Here is a 19,738-nt window from a genome sequence, read left to right on the forward strand (position 1 = left end):
CTCTCGTACTGGTGCGTGGATCGTGGTCCCGGCGGGGCTCACCACGTCGTCGGGTACTCGACGGGCGGCACCGTGGACGGCTCCACCCGGTTGGTCTTGAGCACCTGGGTCATGACCTGCTGGAAGACGGGAGCCGTCGCCTGGGACGTGTTCATCTTAACCGGATCGGCGATGGTGACCGTCACGACGTACTCCGGGTCCTCCGCCGGCGCGAGCCCGGCGAGCGAGACGGTGTAGCTCTTCGAGTAGCCGCCCTTGCCGTCGGGCTGCTGCGCGGTACCGGTCTTGGTGGCGATGTTGTAGCCGTCGACGTGGATGTCGTTCGCCAGCCAGCCCTCGTTGTAGTGCGTCTGCAGCATGTCGACGACCTGCTTCGCGGCCGAGCTCGACACCACCTGGGTGCCCGTCGCATCGGGGACGTCCACGACGGAGCCGTCGGCCGTGGTGCAGCCGTCGATCAGCTGCGACGGGAGCCGCACTCCGCCGTTGCCGAGCGTCTGGTAGATGCTCGCGACCTGCACCGCGGTCGCCGAGACGCCCTGGCCGAACATCGTCGTGTAGTTCGTCTGGTTGTCCCAGTCCTGGTAGTCGGCGAGCAGGCCGCCCTCCTCGCCGGGGAAGCCGCTCGTGGTGGGCGTGCCGAGACCGAACTTCTGCAGGTAGTCGTAGCGGGTCTGGGCCGACAGGCGGGAGCCGAGCATCGAGATGCCGACGTTCGACGAGTCCTTGAGGATGCCGGTCAGCGTGTAGTTCGTCGGGGTGTGCGCGAAGTCGTCGCTGAACGAGGCGCCGTCCTTCTCGAAGGAGTCCGGGACGACGACCTGGGTCGTCGGGCCCGCCTGGCCCTGGTCGATCAGCATCGCGGCCGTCATCGGCTTGAAGGTCGAGCCCGGCTCGAACGGTGCGCGGAAGGCGCGCGAGCTGCGGTCGGCGGAGGCGCTCGCCTCGACGTTGTTGGGGTCGACCGTCGGCGTCTCGGCCACGGCGAGCAGCTTGCCGGTCTTGACCTCCTGCACCACGACGATCCCGTAGCTGCCGCCGACCTCGGCGACGCGCTGCGAGAGGACCTGCTGGGAGTAGTACTGGAGGTCGGAGTCGATGGTGAGCTTCAGCGTCCCGCCGTCGACGGCCGGGGTCTCCGAGACGGTGCTGCCCGGGATCCGGACGTAGTCGGCGCTGCGCTCGTAGCTCTCGGACCCGTTCTGCCCCGCGAGGCAGGTGTTCTCCGCGTACTCCATGCCCTCCTGGGCCGCTCCGTCCGCCCCGACGTAGCCGACGAGGTTGCCGGCCACCGCGCCGTTGGGGTAGCTGCGTCCCTGCTGGGTCTCGAAGTAGGTCCACGGGATGTCGAGCGCGACGAGCTTCTGGTAGGCCTCGAGGTCGAGCCCCTCCGAGAGGATCAGGTAGTTGGCCTTCGCGTCCTTCGCGAGCTCGGCGTCCACCGCTCCGGTGATCTGCTCGACCGACTGCCCGGTGATCGCGCCGATCTCGGAGGCGGCCTGCTGCACGCTGACCATGACCTTCTGGTCCTCGCCCAGCTCGCGCGGGAACTCGGCCACGTTCTTCGGCGAGGTCGTCAGCCGGTAGCGCGTGGTGGTGTCCGCGAGCACCGTCCCGGAGCGGTCCACGATGGGGCCGCGCTGGCCGTAGGTGACGACGCTGTTCGACTGGTTCTGGGCGGCCGCATCGGTGAGCTCGTTCGCCCGCACGATCTGGATGTCCACCAGCTTGCCGATGAAGAGTCCGACGACGGCGACGATGATGACGAACGTGACGGCCGTGCGGCGTCTGCTCGAGCGGTGGTGTCTCACTGCGGCGGTGTCCTTCTTGCTCCGGGCGGGCGGGCCGCCGTTCGTCGGGTCCGGATGGTCGTCGTGCGCCCCGCGGGGCGGGTGCCCGCGAGGAGGCGGACCGCGACGCCGTGCGTCAGTGCGTGATGGGCGCGGGCAGCTCGCCCTGCAACGGTACGGCCGCACCGTCGACAGCCGGGGAGGACGCGCTCGCGCCGGGCTGGAGAGCCGGGACGAGGGCGTTGGGCACGAGCGGCGCGGAGGCGGTGCCCGCGACTTCGCTCGACGCGGCGGAGGAGGGGTCGCCCAGCACGGCGCCGTCCGAGAGGCGGAGGTAGACTGGCGCGGTGTTGGCGACCATGCCCAGGCCCTGAGCGGCGGTGGCGAGGTTCTGCGGCGAGCTCAGCGTGTCGACGGCGTCCTGCTTCTCCGCGTTGCTGCGGGTGAGCGACTTCTGCTCGGTCTGCAGCGCCGAGATCTGGTAGGCCCCCTGCGAGAGGCCGACGCTCACCAGGAGCTGGACGACGATGATCGCGAAGAGGCCGGCGACGGCGACGATCCCGTAGACGAGCTTCGGGCGCGACTGCGCCTGACCGGCCGGGACGGCCTCGATGCGGGGGCGGGGCGCCTCCTCCTCGGGGCGTGCTCGGCGGGCGGTGTCGATGACGGCGGGGTCGATGACGGCGGTGGCGCTCATGCGGTGCTCCTGATCCTCTCGGCCGCGCGCAGACGCACGGGTGTCGCTCGGGGGTTGCGGGCCTTCTCGTCGTCGGAGGCGAGCTCGGCTCCGCGGATGACGAGTCGGAACTCGGGTCGGTGCTCCGGCAGCTCCATCGGGAGGCCGGCCGGGGCGGTGGAGGAGGACGCGGCCTGGAGCGCGCGCTTGACGATCCGGTCCTCGAGCGACTGGTACGCCTCGACGACGATCCGCCCGCCCTCGTTGATCCGGCCCAGCGCGGCGGGGATCGCCCGCTCGAGGACGGACAGCTCCTGGTTGACCTCGATCCGCAGCGCCTGGAAGACGCGCTTGGCGGGGTGGCCGTTCCGCTGGATCGCGACCGGGGTCGCCGCCTGGATGATCTCGACGAGACGGCCGGAGCGCTCCAGCGGAGCCTCGCGACGGGCCTCCACGATCTTCTTGGCGTAGCGCGCGGCGAGGCGCTCCTCGCCGTACTCGTGGAAGATGCGGCGCAGGGCGGTCTCGTCGTACTCGGCGAGGATGCTCGCCGCCGTGAGCGGGGCGGTCGAGTCCATCCGCATGTCCAGCGGCGCGTCCTTGGAGTAGGAGAAGCCGCGCTCGGTCTCGTCGAGCTGGAGCGAGGAGACGCCGAGGTCGAAGAGCGCACCGTCGATCGTGTCGATGCCCAGCTCGTCGAGCACGTCGGGCAGCTCGTCGTAGACGGCGTGCACGAGGTCGATCCTGGAGGCGTGGGCGGAGAGCCGCTCCCCCGCGAGCTGCAGCGCCTCGGGGTCGCGGTCCAGGCCCACGAGGTGCAGGCCGGGGAAGCGCTCGAGCAGCGCGAGCGAGTGCCCGCCCATGCCGAGCGTCGCGTCGACGACGACCGCCCCGTCGCGCTCCAGCGCCGGAGCCAGGAGCTCGACGCAGCGCTCGAGCAGCACCGGGAGGTGCCGCTCCTCGGTCGGGCGCGGAGCGCCCTTCGGAGTGTTCTCTGCCATGGCGGTCCCGCCGTTCCCGTTCCTGTCGTCCGATCCCCATCCACCTCGCGTCCGGACACCGGGGAAGGTGCGTCCGGGCGCCGAGTGGCTGGGAGTCGCGCGACAGGACCTAGAACAGGCCGGGGATCACCTCCTCCTGGGTGTCGGAGAACACGGACTCCTGCTCCTGCAGGTAGGTCTCCCAGGCGCCCTGCGCCCAGATCTCGGCGCGGTTGCCCGCTCCGATGACGGTGAGGTCGCGGTCGAGGCCGGCGTAGGCGCGCAGCGGAGCCGGAAGGGTCACGCGGTTCTGCTTGTCCGGCGTCTCGGCGCTCGCGCCCGAGAGGAACACCCGGAGGAAGTCCCGCGCCTGCTTGCTGGTCACCGGCGCCTGCCGGATCTTCTCGTGCATCACCTCGAACTCGGCCTGGCTGAACACGTACAGGCACCGCTCCTGGCCGCGCGTGACGACGACTCCGGAGGAGAGCTCGTCGCGGAACTTGGCGGGGAGGATCACGCGGCCCTTCTCGTCGAGCTTGGGGGAATAGGTGCCGAGGAACACGGACTGCCCCCCCACTTCTTCCGGCCAAGGATGGTGTGTCCTCCACAGTACTCCACTTCCCCCCACTCACAACCCCGGCGCGGCGCGGGGCGCGCCGGAGAGGCCCCGGTCATCCGCGTGTTTCCGCGGAATCGCGACAGTGGGGCGAAGTGGAGGGGGAATGCCGCGGGAGGGAGGCCGCGGGCACGAAAAAAGGGCCGATCCGTGAGGATCGACCCTGTGGTGGAGCGGAGGGGAGGCTAGCCGCGCCCGTCTCCGCGGTTGTCCCACCTGTCGTTCAGACGGTCCATGAAGCCGGACCCCTGGCGGTTGCCCGAGCGGGGCTTCGACGGACGGCCGACGTCGGGCAGGCCGGGCTCGGAGGAGCCGCCGGCGGCCGGGCGCATGGCCACGATCACGCCGCCGAGCATGAAGGCGAACCCGAGGATGCCGACGAGGGGCTGGCGCACGACCACGCCCGCGACGAGCACGGCGAGACCGAGGATGCCGAGCAGGATGCCGAGCACGAGGGCCCGGTAGTTGGTGCCGCCGCGCCCCTTGCCGACCGCCGCCACGAAATCGGCGTCGTTCTGGTAGAGGTTCCGCTCCATCTCATCGAGGAGCCGTTGCTCGTGTTCCGAAAGCGGCATCGTGACCCCTTCAGGGTGCGGCGTCGACCCTTTCGGGGATCGGCACCGGAATAGGCGGCGTCTGGGCTCGACCGGTCGGGCGGCGCTTCAGTGTAGACCGAGCCCGACGCAGGCACCAGGCACCTTCGGTGCATAGGCTGGTCGGGTGAACCACAGCTCTCGACTGGTCGATCGCGTCCAGCTCCGAATCGATGAATTCCTCACCGGGCGCACGCCAATTCTGCGCTCCATAGGAGAGGACGTCTCCGCCCTCGGCGACCTTTCGCGGGACTTTCTCAGCGGGGGCAAGCGGTTCCGCGCGCGCTTCTGCGAGGCGGGCTGGAACGCGGTGTCGAGCACCTCGAGCGAGGCCCATCCGAGCGGCTCCGATCCGATCGCGAGGGTGGGCGCCGGGCTGGAGCTGTTCCACGCCGCCGCCCTCGTCCACGACGACGTGATCGACAACTCCGACACCCGCCGCGGCGCTCCCGCGGCCCACCGGCGCTTCTCCTCCTTCCACGCCGACGGCGGCTGGACCGGCGACCGCGACGAGTTCGGCCGCTCGTCCGCGATCCTCCTCGGCGACCTCCTCCTGGTCTGGTCGGACGAGATCTTCGCCGCGGCGGAGTGGTCGCTCGGGGATCGAGTCGCGGCCGAGCGCGCGCGCGCCGAGTTCAACCTGATGCGCACCGAGGTCACGCTGGGCCAGTACCTCGACATCCTCGAGGAGAGCGCGTGGGTGCAGCACCCCGAGCACGAGCACCTGCAGCGGGCGGAGCGGGTGGTGGTCTACAAGAGCGCGAAGTACAGCATCGAGGCGCCTCTGGTGATCGGCGGCTCCCTCGCCGGCGGCGACGACGCTCAGCTGGACGCCCTGCGCCGCTTCGGGCTCCCGGTCGGGATCGCCTTCCAGCTGCGCGACGACGTCCTCGGAGTCTTCGGCGACCCGGCGGTGACGGGAAAGCCGGCCGGCGACGATCTGAGGGAGGGCAAGCGCACCGTGCTGCTCGGCCTCGCCCGCGGCGCGTGCTCGCCGGGCGAGCGGGCCGAGCTCGACGCGGTCGTGGGCCGGAGCGACGCCGACGCGGCGTCCATCGCGCGGGCGCAGGAGATCATCGCGGGCAGCGGCGCCCTCGAGCGGCTCGAGGAGCGCATCGACCAGGAGGTGGCAGCGGCGATCGCGGTCCTCCCCGACGCGCCGCTCCGCACGGAGGGCGTGGCGGAGCTGCGCGAGCTGGCCGCCCAGGTCACGGTCCGCACCTCCTAGGAGCGGACCAGCGGGATCAGGCCAGGGCCTGGGCGACCCGCCGGACCTCGGCCTTGCGGCCGGCGCGGAGGGCGACGATCGGGCTCGTGCCCAGGCTCTCCTCGACCGTCAGCATCCAGTCGACCGCCTCGTCGTCGGTGAAGCCGGAGTCGGCGAGCAGGATCGCGGTGCCGCGGATCTCGCTCATCGGCTCCCCGTCGCGGAGGAAGAGGGCGGGGACCTTCAGCACGCCGTCGCGGCGGGTGCCGAGCAGGTGGCGCTCCTCGAGGAGGCGGCGGACCCGGCCGGCGCCGAGCCCGGTCAGCTCCACGAGGTCGGGGACGGTCAGCCACTCGAGCTCGGAATCGGTCGAGGTGGCGGGGGAAGCGGACGAGTCGGTCACGCGTCAAGACTGCCACGAGCCCGGAGGGCCGCCAACTGCGGGCGCCCCGGAGAAGGAGTCGGGCCCGTCCTGCGCCGCCCGGGCGTCGCTCACCGGTTCCCCCGGGGGTCTTGCCTAGACTCGTCGCGTGACCACCAGCCAGCTCGACCCTCTCCTCGGCCGTCTCGTCGACGGCCGGTACGAGGTGCGCTCGAGGATCGCCCGCGGCGGCATGGCGACGGTCTACCTCGCGCACGATCAGCGCCTCGAGCGCCGCGTGGCGATGAAGGTCATGCACGGCCACCTCTCCGACGACGCGACGTTCAAGAACCGCTTCGTCCAGGAGGCGCGCTCCGCCGCCCGTCTCGCCCACCCGAACGTGGTCAGCGTCTTTGACCAGGGCCAGGACTCGGACATGGCCTACCTGGTGATGGAGTACCTCCCCGGGATCACCCTGCGCGACCTGCTCAAGGAGCGCGGCCGGCTGACCGCCCAGCAGGTCGTCGACATCATGCACTCCGTGCTTTCGGGTCTCGCCGCCGCGCACCGCGCCGGGATCCTCCACCGCGACCTCAAGCCCGAGAACGTGCTCCTCGCCGACGACGGCCGGATCAAGATCGGCGACTTCGGCCTCGCGCGCGCCGCCTCCGCCAACACCGCCTCCGGTCAGGCCCTCCTCGGCACGATCGCCTACCTCTCCCCCGAGCTGGTCACGCGGGGCACCGCCGACACCCGCAGCGACATCTACGCCATCGGGATCATGATCTACGAGATGCTCACCGGAGAGCAGCCCTTCACGGGCGAGCAGCCGATGCAGATCGCGTACCAGCACGCGAACGACTCCGTCCCGTACCCCAGCGCGACGGTCGCCTCCGTCCCCACCTCGCTCGACGAGCTCGTCCTCTGGGCGACCGAGCGCGACCCGGACATGCGGCCCCGCGACGCCGGTGTCATGCTCGCGCAGCTGCTCGAGGCCGAGCGGCTCATGGGCATCACACCGAGCGACCGCCGCGGCGACACGCAGGCGGTCACCCCGCTCCCGGCGCCCGTCGCCGATCCGGCGCCCGCGACGGCCGTCTTCGATACGGCGGAGCCCGGGCAGACCTCGGTCTTCGACCCGGCGCCGGCCCCCGGAGCGGTGCTCGTGGTCGACGAGGACGACGACACCGTCGCCCGGCTCGCGAGCAGGCGCCGCGTCCGACGGCGCCGCGGCGTCCTGCTCACGGTGGTCGTCCTCCTCCTGGCGCTCATCGGCGGCGGGACGGCCTGGTGGTTCGGCGAGGGACCCGGCGCGATCGTGTCGATCCCGGACGTCGTCAGCCAGTCGCAGCAGGACGCGACGGCTCAGCTGCAGGCGCAGGGCTTCGAGGTGCAGCCGCAGGAGACGCCCGACCTCACCGTGCCCGCGGGGACGGTGGTGAGCTCCGATCCGCCCGGCGGGCAGGGGGTGCACAAGGGCTCCGTCATCACGCTGACCGTCTCGAGCGGGCCGCGCCAGCTGCCGGTCCCGTCGCTCGCCGGCCTCTCGGAGGCCGACGCTGCCGCCGCGGTGACGGGCGGCTCCTTCACCGTCGGCGACGTCTCGAAGATCTTCGACGCCGACGTCGACGCGGGTGTGGTCGTCTCCGCCTCGCTGCCGGACGGATCGGCGCTGCCCGAGACGATGTCCGAGACCAGCACCATCGCGATGGTGGTGAGCCTCGGACCGATCCCGAACGTCGTCGGCCTCTCGATCGACGACGCGACGGCGAAGGCGGAGGCGGCCGGTCTCGCCCTCGACCGCAGCGGCGAGGACTGGAGCGACACCGTGGCCGCGGGCGTCGTCCTCACGCAGGCGAACCCGGAGGCGCCCGCCGTGACCGGCGACACCGTCTCGGTCGTCGTGTCGAAGGGGCCCGAGCCCGTCGCCGTGCCGAACGTCGTGGGGATGAACCGCGACGAGGCGAAGGCGGCCCTCGAGGCGGCGGACATGTCGTGGAGCTACTCCCTGACGACGCTCGGCCCGCTGATCGACGCGGCGCCGAACGAGCTGACCAAGGTCACGAACCAGTCCAACAAGGCCGGCGATCTCGTGCAGCGCGGCACGACGATCCAGCTGTCGATCACCATCACGACCTGACGCCGCCGGTCGAGCCCCTCGACGGGGACTCGACCGGCGGTCGGGGCCGGATCAGATCGCGCGGCCCCGGAGCTCCTCCGCCACGAGGAACGCGAGCTCGAGGGACTGCATGTGGTTGAGGCGCGGGTCGCAGACCGACTCGTACCGGGTGGCGAGCGTCGCCTCGTCGATGTGCTCCGAGCCGCCGAGGCACTCGGTGACGTCGTCGCCCGTGAGCTCGACGTGGATGCCGCCGGGGTGCGTCCCCGCGGCGCGGTGCGCCTCGAAGAAGCCCTTGACCTCGTCGACCACGTCGTCGAAGCGACGGGTCTTGTAGCCGGTCGGCGTCGTCAGGCCGTTGCCGTGCATCGGATCGGTCACCCACAGCGGCAGGGCGTCGCTCCGCTTGACGGCCTCGAGCAGCGGCGGGAGGGCGTCGCGGATCCTCCCGGCACCCATGCGGGTGATGAAGGTGAGGCGACCGGGCTCCCGCTCGGGGTCGAGCTTGTCGATCAGCTCGAGCATCGTCTCGGGCGTGGTCGACGGGCCGAGCTTCACGCCGATCGGGTTGCGCACCCGCGACAGGAAGTCGACGTGCGCGCCGTCGAGCTCGCGGGTGCGCTCGCCGATCCAGATGAAGTGGCTGGAGGTGTTGTACGGCGTGCCAGTCCGCGAGTCGATGCGCGTCATGGGGCGCTCGTAGTCCATCAGCAGGCCCTCGTGGCCGGTGTAGAACTCGGTGCGCTTCATGCCCTCGAAGTCGGCCCCGCACGCCACCATGAACTTGACCGCGCGGTCGATCTCGCGGGCCAGCTGCTCGTAGCGCTGGTTCTGCGGGTTCTCGGTGAAGCCCTTGTTCCAGTAGTGGACGAGGCGCAGGTCGGCGAATCCGCCCTGCGTGAAGGCGCGGATGAGGTTCAGCGTCGAGGCGGCGGTGTGGTAGCCCTGCACGATGCGGCGCGGGTCCGCGGCGCGCGACTCCGGGGTGAAGTCGTAGCCGTTGACGATGTCGCCGCGGTAGGCGGGCAGGGTCACGTCGCCGCGGGTCTCGAGGTCGCTCGAGCGCGGCTTCGCGAACTGGCCGGCCATCCGGCCCATCTTGATGACGGGCATGCTCGCGCCGTAGGTCAGGACGACGGCCATCTGCAGCACGGTCTTGACGCGGTTGCGGATCTGCTCGGCGGTCGCTCCGGCGAAGGTCTCGGCGCAGTCGCCGCCCTGCAGGAGGAACGCCTCGCCGCGGGCCGCGGCTCCGAGACGCTCGCGCAGCTGGTCCACCTCGCCGGCGAACACCAGCGGAGGGAGCGCAGCCACCTCGGCGGACGCCGCTCGCACGGCCTCCGCATCGGGCCACTGCGGCTGCTGCTTGATCTCGAGCTCGCGCCAATAGTCCAGGCCGGCGACCACGGAGGGGGCGGCGAGGACGTACGGTTCGTTCGGATCGATGACCACGAGGGTGTTCCCGGTTCTGACGGGCGCCAGCGGCGCGCGGAGGGCCGCCGTCCGGACGGACGGCAGCGGTTGACGAGCTTATCGCCTGGCAGGGCGCTCGGCCGGGAGGGGGCCCCGGCATCGAGCGGGCGCTCAGCGGGTGAGGGCCGCGCGCTTCTCCTTGACCGAGGTCGCGTAGACGTCGAGGTACTCCTGGCCGCTCAGGGCGAGGAGCTCGTACATGATCTCGTCGGTGATCGAGCGGAGGATGAACCGGTCGCCCTCCATGCCCTCGAAGCGGCTGAAGTCGAGCGGCTCCCCGAAGACGATGCCGATGCGGCCCAGCTTCGGCAGGCGCTTGCCGATGGGCATGATGCGCGCTGTGTCGATCATGGCGACCGGGATGACGGGCACGCGGGCCTCGAGGACCATGCGGGCGACTCCGGTGCGGCCGCGGTACATGCGACCGTCGGGGCTGCGCGTGCCCTCGGGATAGATGCCCAGGGCGTGGCCGCCCGCGAGGACGCGGAGGCCCGTGTTGAGCGAGGCCTCCGACGCCTTGCCACCGGAGCGGTCGATGGGCAGCATCCCCGTGGCGGTGAAGAACGTCCGCGTCGCCCAGCCCTTGAGGCCCTTGCCGGTGAAGTAGTCGCTCTTGGCGAGGAAGACCATGTTCCGCTCGATCACCAGCGGGAGGATCACGGAGTCGATGAAGGAGAGGTGGTTGCTCGCGAGGATCACGCCGCCGTTCTGCGGCACCTTGTCGGCACCGACCACCCACGGCCGGAAGATCGTCTTCAGGAGCGGGCCCGCGACGATGTGCTTCATGAACCAGTAGAACATCGGGCTCCTCGGCGGTGCGGCGGATCGGGTGCGGCGGGTGCCGCTAGAGGGAGCTCGCGTGCAGGCGCGCCAGGTCGGCGGCCCCCACGACTCCGGCGTCGTTGACGAGCTCCGCGATGCGGAACTCGGGCTCGGGGTGGTAGCCCCGGGCGGGGAGGTTGTCGAGGTAGGCCTGGCGGATGGGGTCCAGCAGGAGGTCGCCCGCCTGCGCCACTCCGCCGCCGATGACGAACATCTGCGGGTCGAGGACGGCGCTCAGACTGGCCGCCGCCTCGCCCAGCCAGTGGCCGAGCTGTCGCAGCGCCGCGAGGGCGCCGAGGTCGCCGGCGGTGATCAGCTCGGAGATGAGGTGGCCGTTCAGCTCGCCGCCGTTGCGGGCGCGGGCGTCGGCGATGCCCTGGCCGATTCCGCCCGCGTCGGCCAGCTCGCCGGCGAAGCGCTGGAGCGCGCGGCCCGAGCCGTACTGCTCGATGCAGCCGCGGGCGCCGCAGCCGCAGGGCAGGCCTCCGGGGACGACGCGCATGTGCCCGATCTCGGCCGCGGCGCCGAAGCCGCCGCGCAGGAGCCGGTCGTTGATGACGATCGCGCCACCCACTCCGGTGCCGATGGTGAGCATCAGCATGTCGCTGACGAGGCGGCCCGAGCCGTAGCGGAACTCGGCCCAGCCGGCGGCGTTCGCATCGTTCTCGATGATGATCGGCAGGTCGATGCGGGCCGAGAGCTTCTCGCGGAAGGGCTCGTTGCGCCAGTTGATGTTCGGGGCGTAGTAGACGATCGACTGCGAGGCGTCGATGAAGCCGGCGGCGGCGACTCCGACCGCGGAGACGTCTCCCGGGAGCAGGCCGGAGCGCAGATGCTCGACCATCTCGACCACGACGTCGACGATCAGCTCGGGGTGCCCGGCGGGAGTGGGCCGACGGTCCTCGCGGAGGATCCCCCCGAACTCGTCGACCAGGGCTCCGGCGATCTTCGTGCCGCCGATGTCGATCCCGATCGCGTGCACGCGAACCGCCTTCCCGTCGCCGCCGGCGCGGCAGCGTCGGCGGGCCGCCCTGAGCGGCGGCCAGGACGAGTGTAGTGACCGCGAGCGCTCCGATGCGGCTCAGCGGCGAGACCCGGCGACGCGTGTCGGCCCTCCTCGCGGAGCCACCCCTGGATCGTTACCCTGAACGGATCCACAGCTTGCGCCGCGCCGGTAGGGTGGAGACGACGTTCATTCAGGTACCGAAGGAGTTGCCGTGGACCAGTTCGATTCCCCCCTGGTGGTTCCGGCCGATCCCCAGGCCAACACGACCGCCCTCCTGCTGGACCGAGTCCGCGAGACGCCCGATCGCCCGCTCTTCGCGCTGCCCGACGGCGACGGATGGCGCGATGTGACGGCGCAGGAGTTCCTCGACCAGGTCACGGCCCTCGCGAAGGGCTTCGTCGCCGCCGGCCTCGAGCCGGGCGAGAAGGTCGGGCTGATCTGCAAGACGCGCTACGAGTGGACGCTGATCGACTTCGCCGTCTGGTTCGCCGGCGGGATCCTCGTCCCGGTGTACGAGACCTCCTCCCCCGCGCAGGTGCAGTGGAACCTCGCCGACTCCGGCGCGCACGCCGTGATCGTCGAGACTCCCGAGCACTTCGCCCGCTTCGACGAGATCCGCGCCGACCTTCCCGAGGTCCGACTCGCCTGGCAGATCGGGCTGGGCGATCTGGACAAGCTCGTCGCGCGCGGCGTCGACGTGCCGGACGCCGAGATCGAGCGCCGCCGCTCGCTGGCGACCGGCACCGACATCGCGACGATCATCTACACCTCCGGCTCCACCGGCCGCCCCAAGGGCTGCATCATCCGGCACTCGAACTTCGTCGAGCTCAGCCGCAACTCGGCGGTCGCCCTGACGGAGCTGATCCACCAGCCCGGCGCGTCGACGCTGCTGTTCATCACCACGGCGCACGTGTTCGCCCGCTTCATCGCGATCCTCTGCGTGCACGGCGGGGTGAAGGTGGGGCACCAGGCCGACACCAGGCAGCTGCTCCCCTCGCTCGCATCCTTCAAGCCGACGTTCCTCCTGGCCGTGCCGCGCGTGTTCGAGAAGGTCTACAACTCCGCCGAGCAGAAGGCCGAGGCCGGGGGGAAGGGGAAGATCTTCCGCCGCGCGGCCGACGTCGCCGTCGCCCACTCGATGGCGCTCGAGGCGGGCTCGGTGCCGCTCGCTCTGAAGCTGCAGTTCCTCCTCTTCGACCGGCTCGTCTACTCGAAGCTGCGCACCGCCATGGGCGGGAACGTCCGCTTCGCCGTGTCCGGCTCGGCGCCGCTGGGAGACCGGCTCGGGCACTTCTTCCACAGCCTCGGCATCAAGATCCTCGAGGGCTACGGCCTCACGGAGACGACGGCGCCCGCCACCGTCAACCGCACCGAGCGGTTCAAGATCGGCTCGGTGGGCCCGGCGATGCCCGGGGTCTCGATCCGGATCGCGGGCGACGGCGAGATCCAGGTGCGCGGCATCGACGTCTTCGGCGGCTACTGGAACAACGAGGCGGCGACGGCCGAGTCGTTCGACGGCGAGTGGTTCCGCACGGGCGACCTCGGAACCCTGGACGAGGACGGGTACCTGCGCGTCACCGGGCGGAAGAAGGAGATCATCGTCACCGCCGGCGGCAAGAACGTCGCTCCGGCGGCGCTGGAGGATCCGATCCGCGCGAACCCGCTGGTCGGCCAGGTCGTCGTCGTCGGCGATCAGCGCCCGTTCATCGCCGCTCTGGTCACGCTCGACTCCGAGATGCTGCCGACGTGGCTCGCCAACAACGGGCAGGACAAGGGCCTCTCACTCGAGGACGCGGCCGTGAACCCGGTCGTTCTGGCCGAGGTGCAGCGGGCCGTCGATGCGGCGAACGAGCGCGTGTCCCGCGCCGAGTCGATCCGGAAGTTCGTGATCCTCCCGAGGGAGTTCACGGAGGCGAGCGGTCACCTGACTCCGAAGATGAGCATCAAGCGCAACGTCATCCTCGCCGACTTCGCCGACACCATCGCCGCCGTCTACTCCGCCGCCCCCGCCACCGAGGGCATCTCCCTCCGCTGACCCCGCGCTCTCCCGCCGTTACCACCAGGCCGTCCCGATCGCAGCCGCCTCCGGGACAGCGCGCCCAGCTCTATCCCGTCGGCGGAACGCCCGACGCTCTCCTCGACGCGCCCCTGTCGCGGTGCCGACCGCGCCGGGCCGGGCAGGGACCGGCTCCCCCTCAACACAGCCGTATCCGGTGAAGCGCGTGCCAGCGCTTCACCGTCGGCGGAACGCACGACGCTCCATGGAACGCGCCCACCTCGAGCGGCCGACTGCGTGGAGCCGGGCAAGGACCGGCTCCCCACCAACACAGCCGTATCCGGGAAAGCGCGTCCCAGCGCTTTCCCGTCGGCGGAACGCACGACGCTCCACGGAACGCCCCCACCTCGAAAAGCCGACCGCGCGGAGCCGGGCAAGGACCGGATCCCCCTCAACACAGCCGTATCCGGGAAAGCGCGTCCCAGCGCTTTCCCGTCGGCGAAACGCACGACGCTCTACGGAACGCCCCCACCTCGCTGAGCCGACCGCGCCGGGCCGGGCAGGGACCGGCTCCCCCCTCAACACAGCCGTATCCGGGAAAGCGCGTCCCAGCGCTTTCCCGTCGGCGGAACGCACGACGCTCCATGGAACGCGCCCACCTCGAGAAGCCGACCGCGCCGGGCCGGGCAGGGACCGGCCCGGAATCGAACTCAGAACCAGTCGGATTCCCGGACGGCCTTCATGGCGGCGCGGCGGTCGTCCTTGGAGAGGCGGTCGAGGTAGAGGCGTCCGTCGAGGTGGTCGCATTCGTGCTGAAGGGCCTGGGCCATGAGGCCGTCGCCTTCGAGGACGATCTCGTTGCCGTCGAGGTCAGTGCCGCGGACCTTCGCGTGCGGGTAGCGGATCGCGGGGTACCAGAGGTTCGGGACGGAGAGGCAGCCCTCGTCGACCGGTTGCGGGTCTCCGCTGAGCTCGATGATCTCGGGGTTGAGGATGTAGCCGATGACGCCGTCGACGTTGTAGCTGAAGGCGCGGAGGTTGACGCCGATCTGGGGGGCTGCGACGCCGGCGCGTCCGGGCGGGCGGACGCTGTCGACGAGGTCCTCGACGAGGCCGCGGACGCCGGCGTCGACCGTCTCGATGGTCGTGGACGGGGTCTTCAGCACCGGGTCCCCGAAGATGCGGATCTGGCGTTCGGTCATGTGGTGCGCTCCCTCAGGGCCTCCTCCGCGCTCAGGAGGGCGTTCTCGACGACTTCGCTCGCTGCGGGGTGCGGCCAGTACTGGCTGCGGGCGAGTCCGCGGATGCCGGTGCCGGCGCTGGCGGCCTGGACGAGCGGCTGAATGAGGATACTGGCCTGCGGCCCGATGATGTGCGCGCCGAGGAGGGCGCCGTCGAGTCCGACGACCAGGAGGCAGGCGCTGGAGTCGTCCTCGAGCGCCCAGCCGAAGGCGGTGGAGCCGTACTCCTGGGTGACGGTGACGACGTCCAGGCCCTGGTCCCGCGCTTCGGCCGCGGTGAGCCCGAAGTGGGCGATCTGCGGGTGGGCGAAGATCGCGCCGGGCACCGGCGAGAGGGTGTCGGAGAGCAGCTCGCCCGGGTGCAGGAGGTTGTGCGCCACGAGGCGCGCCTCGTGGTTGGCGACGTGCTTGAGCTGCCAGCGGGACGACACGTCGCCGAGGGCGAAGAGGCCGGGCACGGGGTTTCCGCCGGAGAGGACGCGCTGCTCAGGGTCGACGCTGATCCGGCCGTCCTCGTGCAGATCGATCCCGACGGAGGCGGCGGCGACCGTGTCGCTGTTGGGGTCGCGGCCGAGGGCGACGAGGAGCAGGTCGGTCTCGACCGTCGTGCCGTCGCTGAGGGCGACGCGGAGCCCGTCAGGTCGGGCGTCGACGCTCTCGGCGCTCACTCCGGTGAGCACCGTGTACCGCTCGGCGGCGATCCCGGTGAACCGGCGCGAGACGTCCTCGTCGAGGGCGCGGAGGAGGCGGTCGCCGCGGACGGCGACGGTCACGGCCGTGCCGAAGGAGGAGAAGACGTGGGCGAACTCGACGGCCACCGCGCCGCCGCCGAGGATCAGCATCCGCTCGGGGAGCTCGTCGAGCCGCATGACGGAGGAGGAGTCCTGGATGCGGGGGTCCGGCTCGTACGCGGCGAGGAGCGGCCTGGGCCGCGAGCCGGCGGCCACGACCACCTGCGGCGCACTGATGCGGGCACCGCTGGCGCTGACGAGGACGTGCGGGCGGTCGCCGTCTCCGAGCGACTCGAAGCCGAAGCTCTCGCGGAGGACGGTCACGTTCGGGGAGCGCTGATCGCGGTACTCGAAACCGCCCTCGCTGATCGCGTCGATCCGGCCGAACACCCGGTCGCGCACCTCTGCCCACTCGGGGCGGCGGAGGCGGGAGTGGACGCCGATCGGGCCGCCCTGGTCGACGTCGGTGATCACGTCGGCGACATGGACGAACATCTTGGTCGGGATGCAGCCGGCGTTGAGGCAGGTGCCGCCGAACCACTCCCCGTCGTCGAGGATCGCGACCCGCAGGCCGTCGAACTCCGGACCGACGATCGAGTTGCCGGAGCCGGCCCCGATGACGATCAAGTCGAAGGAGTCGGTGGTCGCGTCGGGTCCGTCGGTGCGGTCCTGGAACGCGGCGGACGCCGCCTCGGAGCCCCGGGGCTCAGACACGTCGGACCGGCATGCCCTCGACCACGAGCGCGGCGAGCAGGCGTGCGGCGTCCTTCGTGCCCTCGCGCAGCTGCTCCCACTTCACCACGGATCCGGCGGCGAGCACCGGGTCGTAGGGGATGCGGACGATGTCGCGGACACGGGAGCGGAAGTGCGACTCGATCTCCTCCAGCTTCACCAGGCTCGTGCCCTGCGTCGCCGTGTTGAGCGCGACGACCGCGTTGCGCACCAGGGCGCCGTAGCCGTTCGCGTCCAGCCAGGTGAGGGTCTCGGAGGCCAGGCGGGCCTCGTCGACGCTGCCGCCCGAGACGATCACCACCGTGTCGGCGCGCTGCAGCGTGGGCCGCATCACCGAGTGCACGATGCCCGTGCCGCAGTCGGTGAGCATGATCGAGTAGAAGCGCTCGACCAGGTCGGCGACCACGTTGTAGTCGTCCTCGTCGAAGGCCTCGGAGAGCTGCGGGTCGGTGTCGGAGGCGAGGACGTCGAGGCGGGTCTCGTCGCGGGAGACCATCGTCGAGAACTCGGTGAACCCCGTCACGCCGGCCGCGCGGTTCACGACGTCGCGGACGGTCGCCCGCGTCTGCTTGGGGACGCGCTCGGCCAGGGTGCCGCGGTCGGGGTTCGCGTCGACCGCGATGATGCGGTCCTCGCGCGCGTCGGCGAGGGCCATGCCCAGGAGCGTCGTGACCGTGGTCTTGCCGACGCCGCCCTTGCGGGTCATGACCGGGACGAAGCGGGTGCCGCCCTCGAACTGCCGGCCGATCCGCTCGTCCATCGCCTTCCACGCCTTCACCTTCGCGGAGTCGCCGAGGTTGACCGTGTGGAAGGTCAGGCCGTAGAGGAAGCGGTGCCAGCCGCCCGTGGGAGCGGGACGGGTCTTGCGGTTGACCTCCAGGAGCCTGTCCGGGGTGAGCATCGACGCCGACTCGGGGACGGCGGCGCTCGGCGCGGACGGGGCGGGAGCGGCGCTCGAGGACTCGGCGCGGAGGCGGTCGCGGCGCGTGGGGACGGCGGCGGGCTCCCCCGCGGACTCGGACGCCGCGGGCTTCTCGGCGGACTCCGCTCGGGCGGGGATCCCCGCCGAGACCGGTCCGTTCGCGCCGGACGGGTGAGCGGGAGCCGGTGAGGGGGTCGGAGCAGGACTCGGCTCCGGGGGCGCGAGAGCGTGCGAGCGCGAGGGCGGCAGGCCGAGGCGGCCGACGTCGATCGCGTCCTCGTCCTCGACCGGAGCGGGGGCGGTGGAGCGGCGCCGCGGGCCGGGCGGGGTGATCCGCACGCCGTCGGGCAGGAGGGTCGGAGCGGTGTCGCTCGCTCGCGGGGAGTACTGACCCGATTCCCGAGCCGCGTCCATGGCGGTCCGCGGCGTGGGACCGGTGCCGGTGTCGGGCTGTTCGTCGTTGCGCTCATCCATGCGAACGAGCCTCCTTCCGCTCAGGACGAGTGTACCGGCGGGCCCGGATCGCGCCGGGCGGCTTGGTCGGAGCGCGCTCCGACTGCTAGTGCGGCCCGCTTCCGGAGGCGGCGCGGACGGCGCGTGCAGCGAACGGTTAGGTTCTGCCGCCCGGAGGAACGTAAAGTAGTCAGCCATGCATGTACTCAGCGTGAGCTCCCTCAAGGGCGGCGTCGGCAAGACCACGGTGACGCTCGGCCTTGCATCCGCGGCGTTCTCGAAGGGCCTGCGAACGCTGGTCGTCGACCTCGATCCCCAGTCCGACGTGTCGACCGGAATGGACATCAACGTCGCCGGCCACCTCAACATCGCCGACGTCCTGACGTCGCCGAAGGAGAAGATCGTCCGCTCGGCGATCGCCCCCTCCGGCTGGACCAAGGAGCACCACGGCACGATCGACGTGCTGATCGGCAGCCCCTCCGCGATCAACTTCGACGGGCCGCACCCCAGCATCCGCGACATCTGGAAGCTCGAGGAGGCCCTCGCGAGCGTCGAGGCCGACTACGACCTCGTGCTGATCGACTGCGCCCCCTCGCTCAACGCCCTGACCCGCACGGCCTGGGCCGCGAGCGACCGCGTCGCCGTCGTCACGGAGCCGGGCCTGTTCTCGGTGGCCGCCGCCGACCGGGCGCTCCGGGCGATCGAGGAGATCCGCCGCGGACTCAGCCCGCGCCTCCAGCCGCTGGGCATCATCGTCAACCGCGCCCGCGTCCAGTCGCTGGAGCACCAGTTCCGGATCAAGGAGCTGCGCGACATGTTCGGACCGCTCGTGCTCAGCCCGCAGCTCCCGGAGCGCACCTCCCTCCAGCAGGCGCAGGGCGCGGCGAAGCCCGTGCACGTCTGGCCCGGGGAGAGCGCTCAGGAGATGGCGCACAACTTCGACCTGCTGCTCGACCGCGTGATCCGCACCGGTCGCATCGGCGAGCAGGTCCCCGCCGCGACCTAGGGCCGGCGGGTCCGCCGGACTCCTCCGGCTCGAGGTCTCGGGACGCGGGCGATGCTCGGTGCCCGAGGAGTGCCAGGGACGGCGCCGGCGGACGCTCGGCGTCGGAGTTCAGCGCGGGCTCTCGATGCGCGGGCGGAGCCCATCGTCGGATCCGCAGGGCGGGACACGGACGGAGCCCGTCATCGGACCCGCATGCTAGCGGGCGTGATCGGCGGGGAGCTCGCGTCCGGCGGACGGATCACGCGGGCGGGGCCCGCCATTCGACCAGCTCGGTGAGACTCGGGTGCCGCCCGTTGCCCGCTCAGCACGGCTGCAGGCAGGTCCGCTCCTGATCAGCTGAGCGCGCGGAGGAGACCCCGGAGTCCCCGGGGCCGCGGCCGACCCGCGAGGGGTGGGCGGTCAGCCGACGCGGCGGGAGGCGCGGCGCTGGGCGAGCTCGTCGCCCGGGTCGACCGACTGATGGTCGAGCTCGACGAGGCTCGACTCGACTTCGCGGAGGACCTTGCCGACGGCGATGCCGAAGACGCCCTGGCCGCGGCTGAGCAGGTCGATGACCTCGTCGTTCGAGGTGCAGAGGTAGACGCTCGCGCCGTCGCTCATCAGGGTCGTCTGCGCGAGGTCGTCGACCCCTGACTCGCGGAGCTGGTTGACCGCCGTGCGGATCTGCTGGAGCGAGATCCCGGTGTCGAGCAGGCGCTTGACCAGCTTCAGCACGAGGATGTCGCGGAAGCCGTAGAGGCGCTGCGTTCCGGAGCCGGACGCGCCGCGCACGGTGGGCTCGACGAGCTCGGTCCGCGCCCAGTAGTCGAGCTGCCGGTAGGTGATCCCCGCGGCGCGCGCCGCGACGGCCCCGCGGTAGCCCGCGTCGGCGTCGAGCTCGGGCAGTCCGTCGGTGAACAGGACGAGGTCGCGCTGGCCGCTGACGTCGCGGCTGACTTCTCTCATCCCTGTGCCTCTCGGATCCGGACGCCGGATCCTCCGAACGCGCTCCCTACCGTACCGACCGGCGCAGGC

Annotated in this window: 17 protein-coding genes; 4 read left to right on the top strand and 13 right to left on the bottom strand. The window is 71.6% G+C overall.

Features of this window, described 5'->3' with window-relative positions:
• Positions 1 to 38 precede the first annotated feature (38 nt).
• From C5C95_RS12405 to C5C95_RS12425, 5 genes are all read right to left on the bottom strand, one after another.
• Positions 39 to 1,811, bottom strand: coding sequence for a penicillin-binding protein 2 (locus tag C5C95_RS12405; protein WP_258072664.1), 1,773 nt, complete (start codon positions 1,809 to 1,811; stop codon positions 39 to 41).
• A 115-nt stretch (positions 1,812 to 1,926) separates the two neighbouring features.
• The gene (locus C5C95_RS12410) at positions 1,927 to 2,487 is read right to left on the bottom strand and encodes a hypothetical protein (protein ID WP_104222588.1); all 561 of its coding nucleotides are present in this window, start codon (positions 2,485 to 2,487) and stop codon (positions 1,927 to 1,929) included.
• A complete protein-coding gene (gene rsmH, locus C5C95_RS12415) occupies positions 2,484 to 3,467 on the bottom strand; it encodes a 16S rRNA (cytosine(1402)-N(4))-methyltransferase RsmH (RefSeq protein ID WP_104324547.1) in 984 nt (327 codons plus the stop codon). Before rsmH ends, C5C95_RS12410 begins: the two co-directional genes overlap by 4 nt.
• A 109-nt stretch (positions 3,468 to 3,576) precedes the next feature.
• Positions 3,577 to 4,008 (bottom strand): division/cell wall cluster transcriptional repressor MraZ, encoded by a 432-nt coding sequence (mraZ, locus tag C5C95_RS12420; protein WP_104222586.1) that lies wholly within the window; start codon positions 4,006 to 4,008, stop codon positions 3,577 to 3,579.
• A gap of 239 nt (positions 4,009 to 4,247) precedes the next feature.
• On the bottom strand, positions 4,248 to 4,637 hold the full coding sequence (locus tag C5C95_RS12425) for a DUF3040 domain-containing protein (RefSeq protein WP_104233350.1): 390 nt from the start codon (positions 4,635 to 4,637) through the stop codon (positions 4,248 to 4,250).
• 145 nt (positions 4,638 to 4,782) lie between these two features.
• On the opposite strand from C5C95_RS12425, the gene C5C95_RS12430 reads away from it, so the two are divergent.
• Positions 4,783 to 5,883 carry a polyprenyl synthetase family protein gene (locus C5C95_RS12430; RefSeq protein WP_104222584.1) on the top strand — a complete coding sequence of 367 codons (1,101 nt, stop codon included), beginning with the start codon at positions 4,783 to 4,785 and terminating at the stop codon, positions 5,881 to 5,883.
• 16 nt (positions 5,884 to 5,899) lie between these two features.
• On the opposite strand, the gene C5C95_RS12435 is transcribed toward C5C95_RS12430, so the two are convergent.
• Positions 5,900 to 6,265 carry an Rv2175c family DNA-binding protein gene (locus C5C95_RS12435; protein WP_104222583.1) on the bottom strand — a complete coding sequence of 122 codons (366 nt, stop codon included), beginning with the start codon at positions 6,263 to 6,265 and terminating at the stop codon, positions 5,900 to 5,902.
• Between the two features lie 127 nt (positions 6,266 to 6,392).
• On the opposite strand from C5C95_RS12435, the gene pknB reads away from it, so the two are divergent.
• On the top strand, positions 6,393 to 8,363 hold the full coding sequence (pknB, locus tag C5C95_RS12440; RefSeq protein WP_104324548.1) for a Stk1 family PASTA domain-containing Ser/Thr kinase: 1,971 nt from the start codon (positions 6,393 to 6,395) through the stop codon (positions 8,361 to 8,363).
• 51 nt (positions 8,364 to 8,414) lie between these two features.
• Here pknB and C5C95_RS12445 read toward each other — a convergent pair whose 3' ends face one another.
• The 3 genes from C5C95_RS12445 to C5C95_RS12455 form a co-directional block, all read right to left on the bottom strand.
• On the bottom strand, positions 8,415 to 9,749 hold the full coding sequence (locus C5C95_RS12445) for a class II 3-deoxy-7-phosphoheptulonate synthase (RefSeq protein ID WP_104222617.1): 1,335 nt from the start codon (positions 9,747 to 9,749) through the stop codon (positions 8,415 to 8,417).
• A gap of 177 nt (positions 9,750 to 9,926) precedes the next feature.
• Positions 9,927 to 10,616 (bottom strand): 1-acyl-sn-glycerol-3-phosphate acyltransferase, encoded by a 690-nt coding sequence (locus C5C95_RS12450; RefSeq protein WP_104222581.1) that lies wholly within the window; start codon positions 10,614 to 10,616, stop codon positions 9,927 to 9,929.
• 43 nt (positions 10,617 to 10,659) lie between these two features.
• Complete coding sequence (locus C5C95_RS12455; protein ID WP_104222580.1) at positions 10,660 to 11,619, bottom strand: ROK family glucokinase; 960 nt, start codon at positions 11,617 to 11,619, stop codon at positions 10,660 to 10,662.
• Positions 11,620 to 11,854: 235 nt separating this feature from the next.
• On the opposite strand from C5C95_RS12455, the gene C5C95_RS12460 reads away from it, so the two are divergent.
• Positions 11,855 to 13,678 (top strand): long-chain fatty acid--CoA ligase, encoded by a 1,824-nt coding sequence (locus tag C5C95_RS12460; protein ID WP_104324549.1) that lies wholly within the window; start codon positions 11,855 to 11,857, stop codon positions 13,676 to 13,678.
• Positions 13,679 to 14,349: 671 nt separating this feature from the next.
• Here the strand turns inward: C5C95_RS12460 and def are convergent.
• The 3 genes from def to C5C95_RS12475 are packed head-to-tail and all read right to left on the bottom strand — an operon-like array spanning position 14,350 to position 17,739.
• A complete protein-coding gene (def, locus tag C5C95_RS12465; protein WP_104250747.1) occupies positions 14,350 to 14,841 on the bottom strand; it encodes a peptide deformylase in 492 nt (163 codons plus the stop codon).
• The gene (locus tag C5C95_RS12470) at positions 14,838 to 16,325 is read right to left on the bottom strand and encodes a mycothione reductase (RefSeq protein ID WP_104324550.1); all 1,488 of its coding nucleotides are present in this window, start codon (positions 16,323 to 16,325) and stop codon (positions 14,838 to 14,840) included. Before C5C95_RS12470 ends, def begins: the two co-directional genes overlap by 4 nt.
• Entirely contained in the window at positions 16,318 to 17,739 is a 1,422-nt protein-coding gene (locus tag C5C95_RS12475) for a MinD/ParA family protein (protein WP_258063289.1), read from the bottom strand. Before C5C95_RS12475 ends, C5C95_RS12470 begins: the two co-directional genes overlap by 8 nt.
• A gap of 175 nt (positions 17,740 to 17,914) precedes the next feature.
• On the opposite strand from C5C95_RS12475, the gene C5C95_RS12480 reads away from it, so the two are divergent.
• Positions 17,915 to 18,724: a ParA family protein gene (locus C5C95_RS12480; RefSeq protein WP_104222576.1), complete on the top strand. Its 810-nt coding sequence runs from the start codon at positions 17,915 to 17,917 to the stop codon at positions 18,722 to 18,724.
• Positions 18,725 to 19,123: 399 nt separating this feature from the next.
• On the opposite strand, the gene C5C95_RS12485 is transcribed toward C5C95_RS12480, so the two are convergent.
• Positions 19,124 to 19,669 (bottom strand): MerR family transcriptional regulator, encoded by a 546-nt coding sequence (locus tag C5C95_RS12485; RefSeq protein ID WP_104222575.1) that lies wholly within the window; start codon positions 19,667 to 19,669, stop codon positions 19,124 to 19,126.
• Positions 19,670 to 19,738: the final 69 nt, after the last annotated feature.

This window comes from Rathayibacter sp. AY1B7, assembly GCF_002932735.1.
Taxonomy (GTDB): Bacteria; Actinomycetota; Actinomycetes; order Actinomycetales; family Microbacteriaceae; genus Rathayibacter.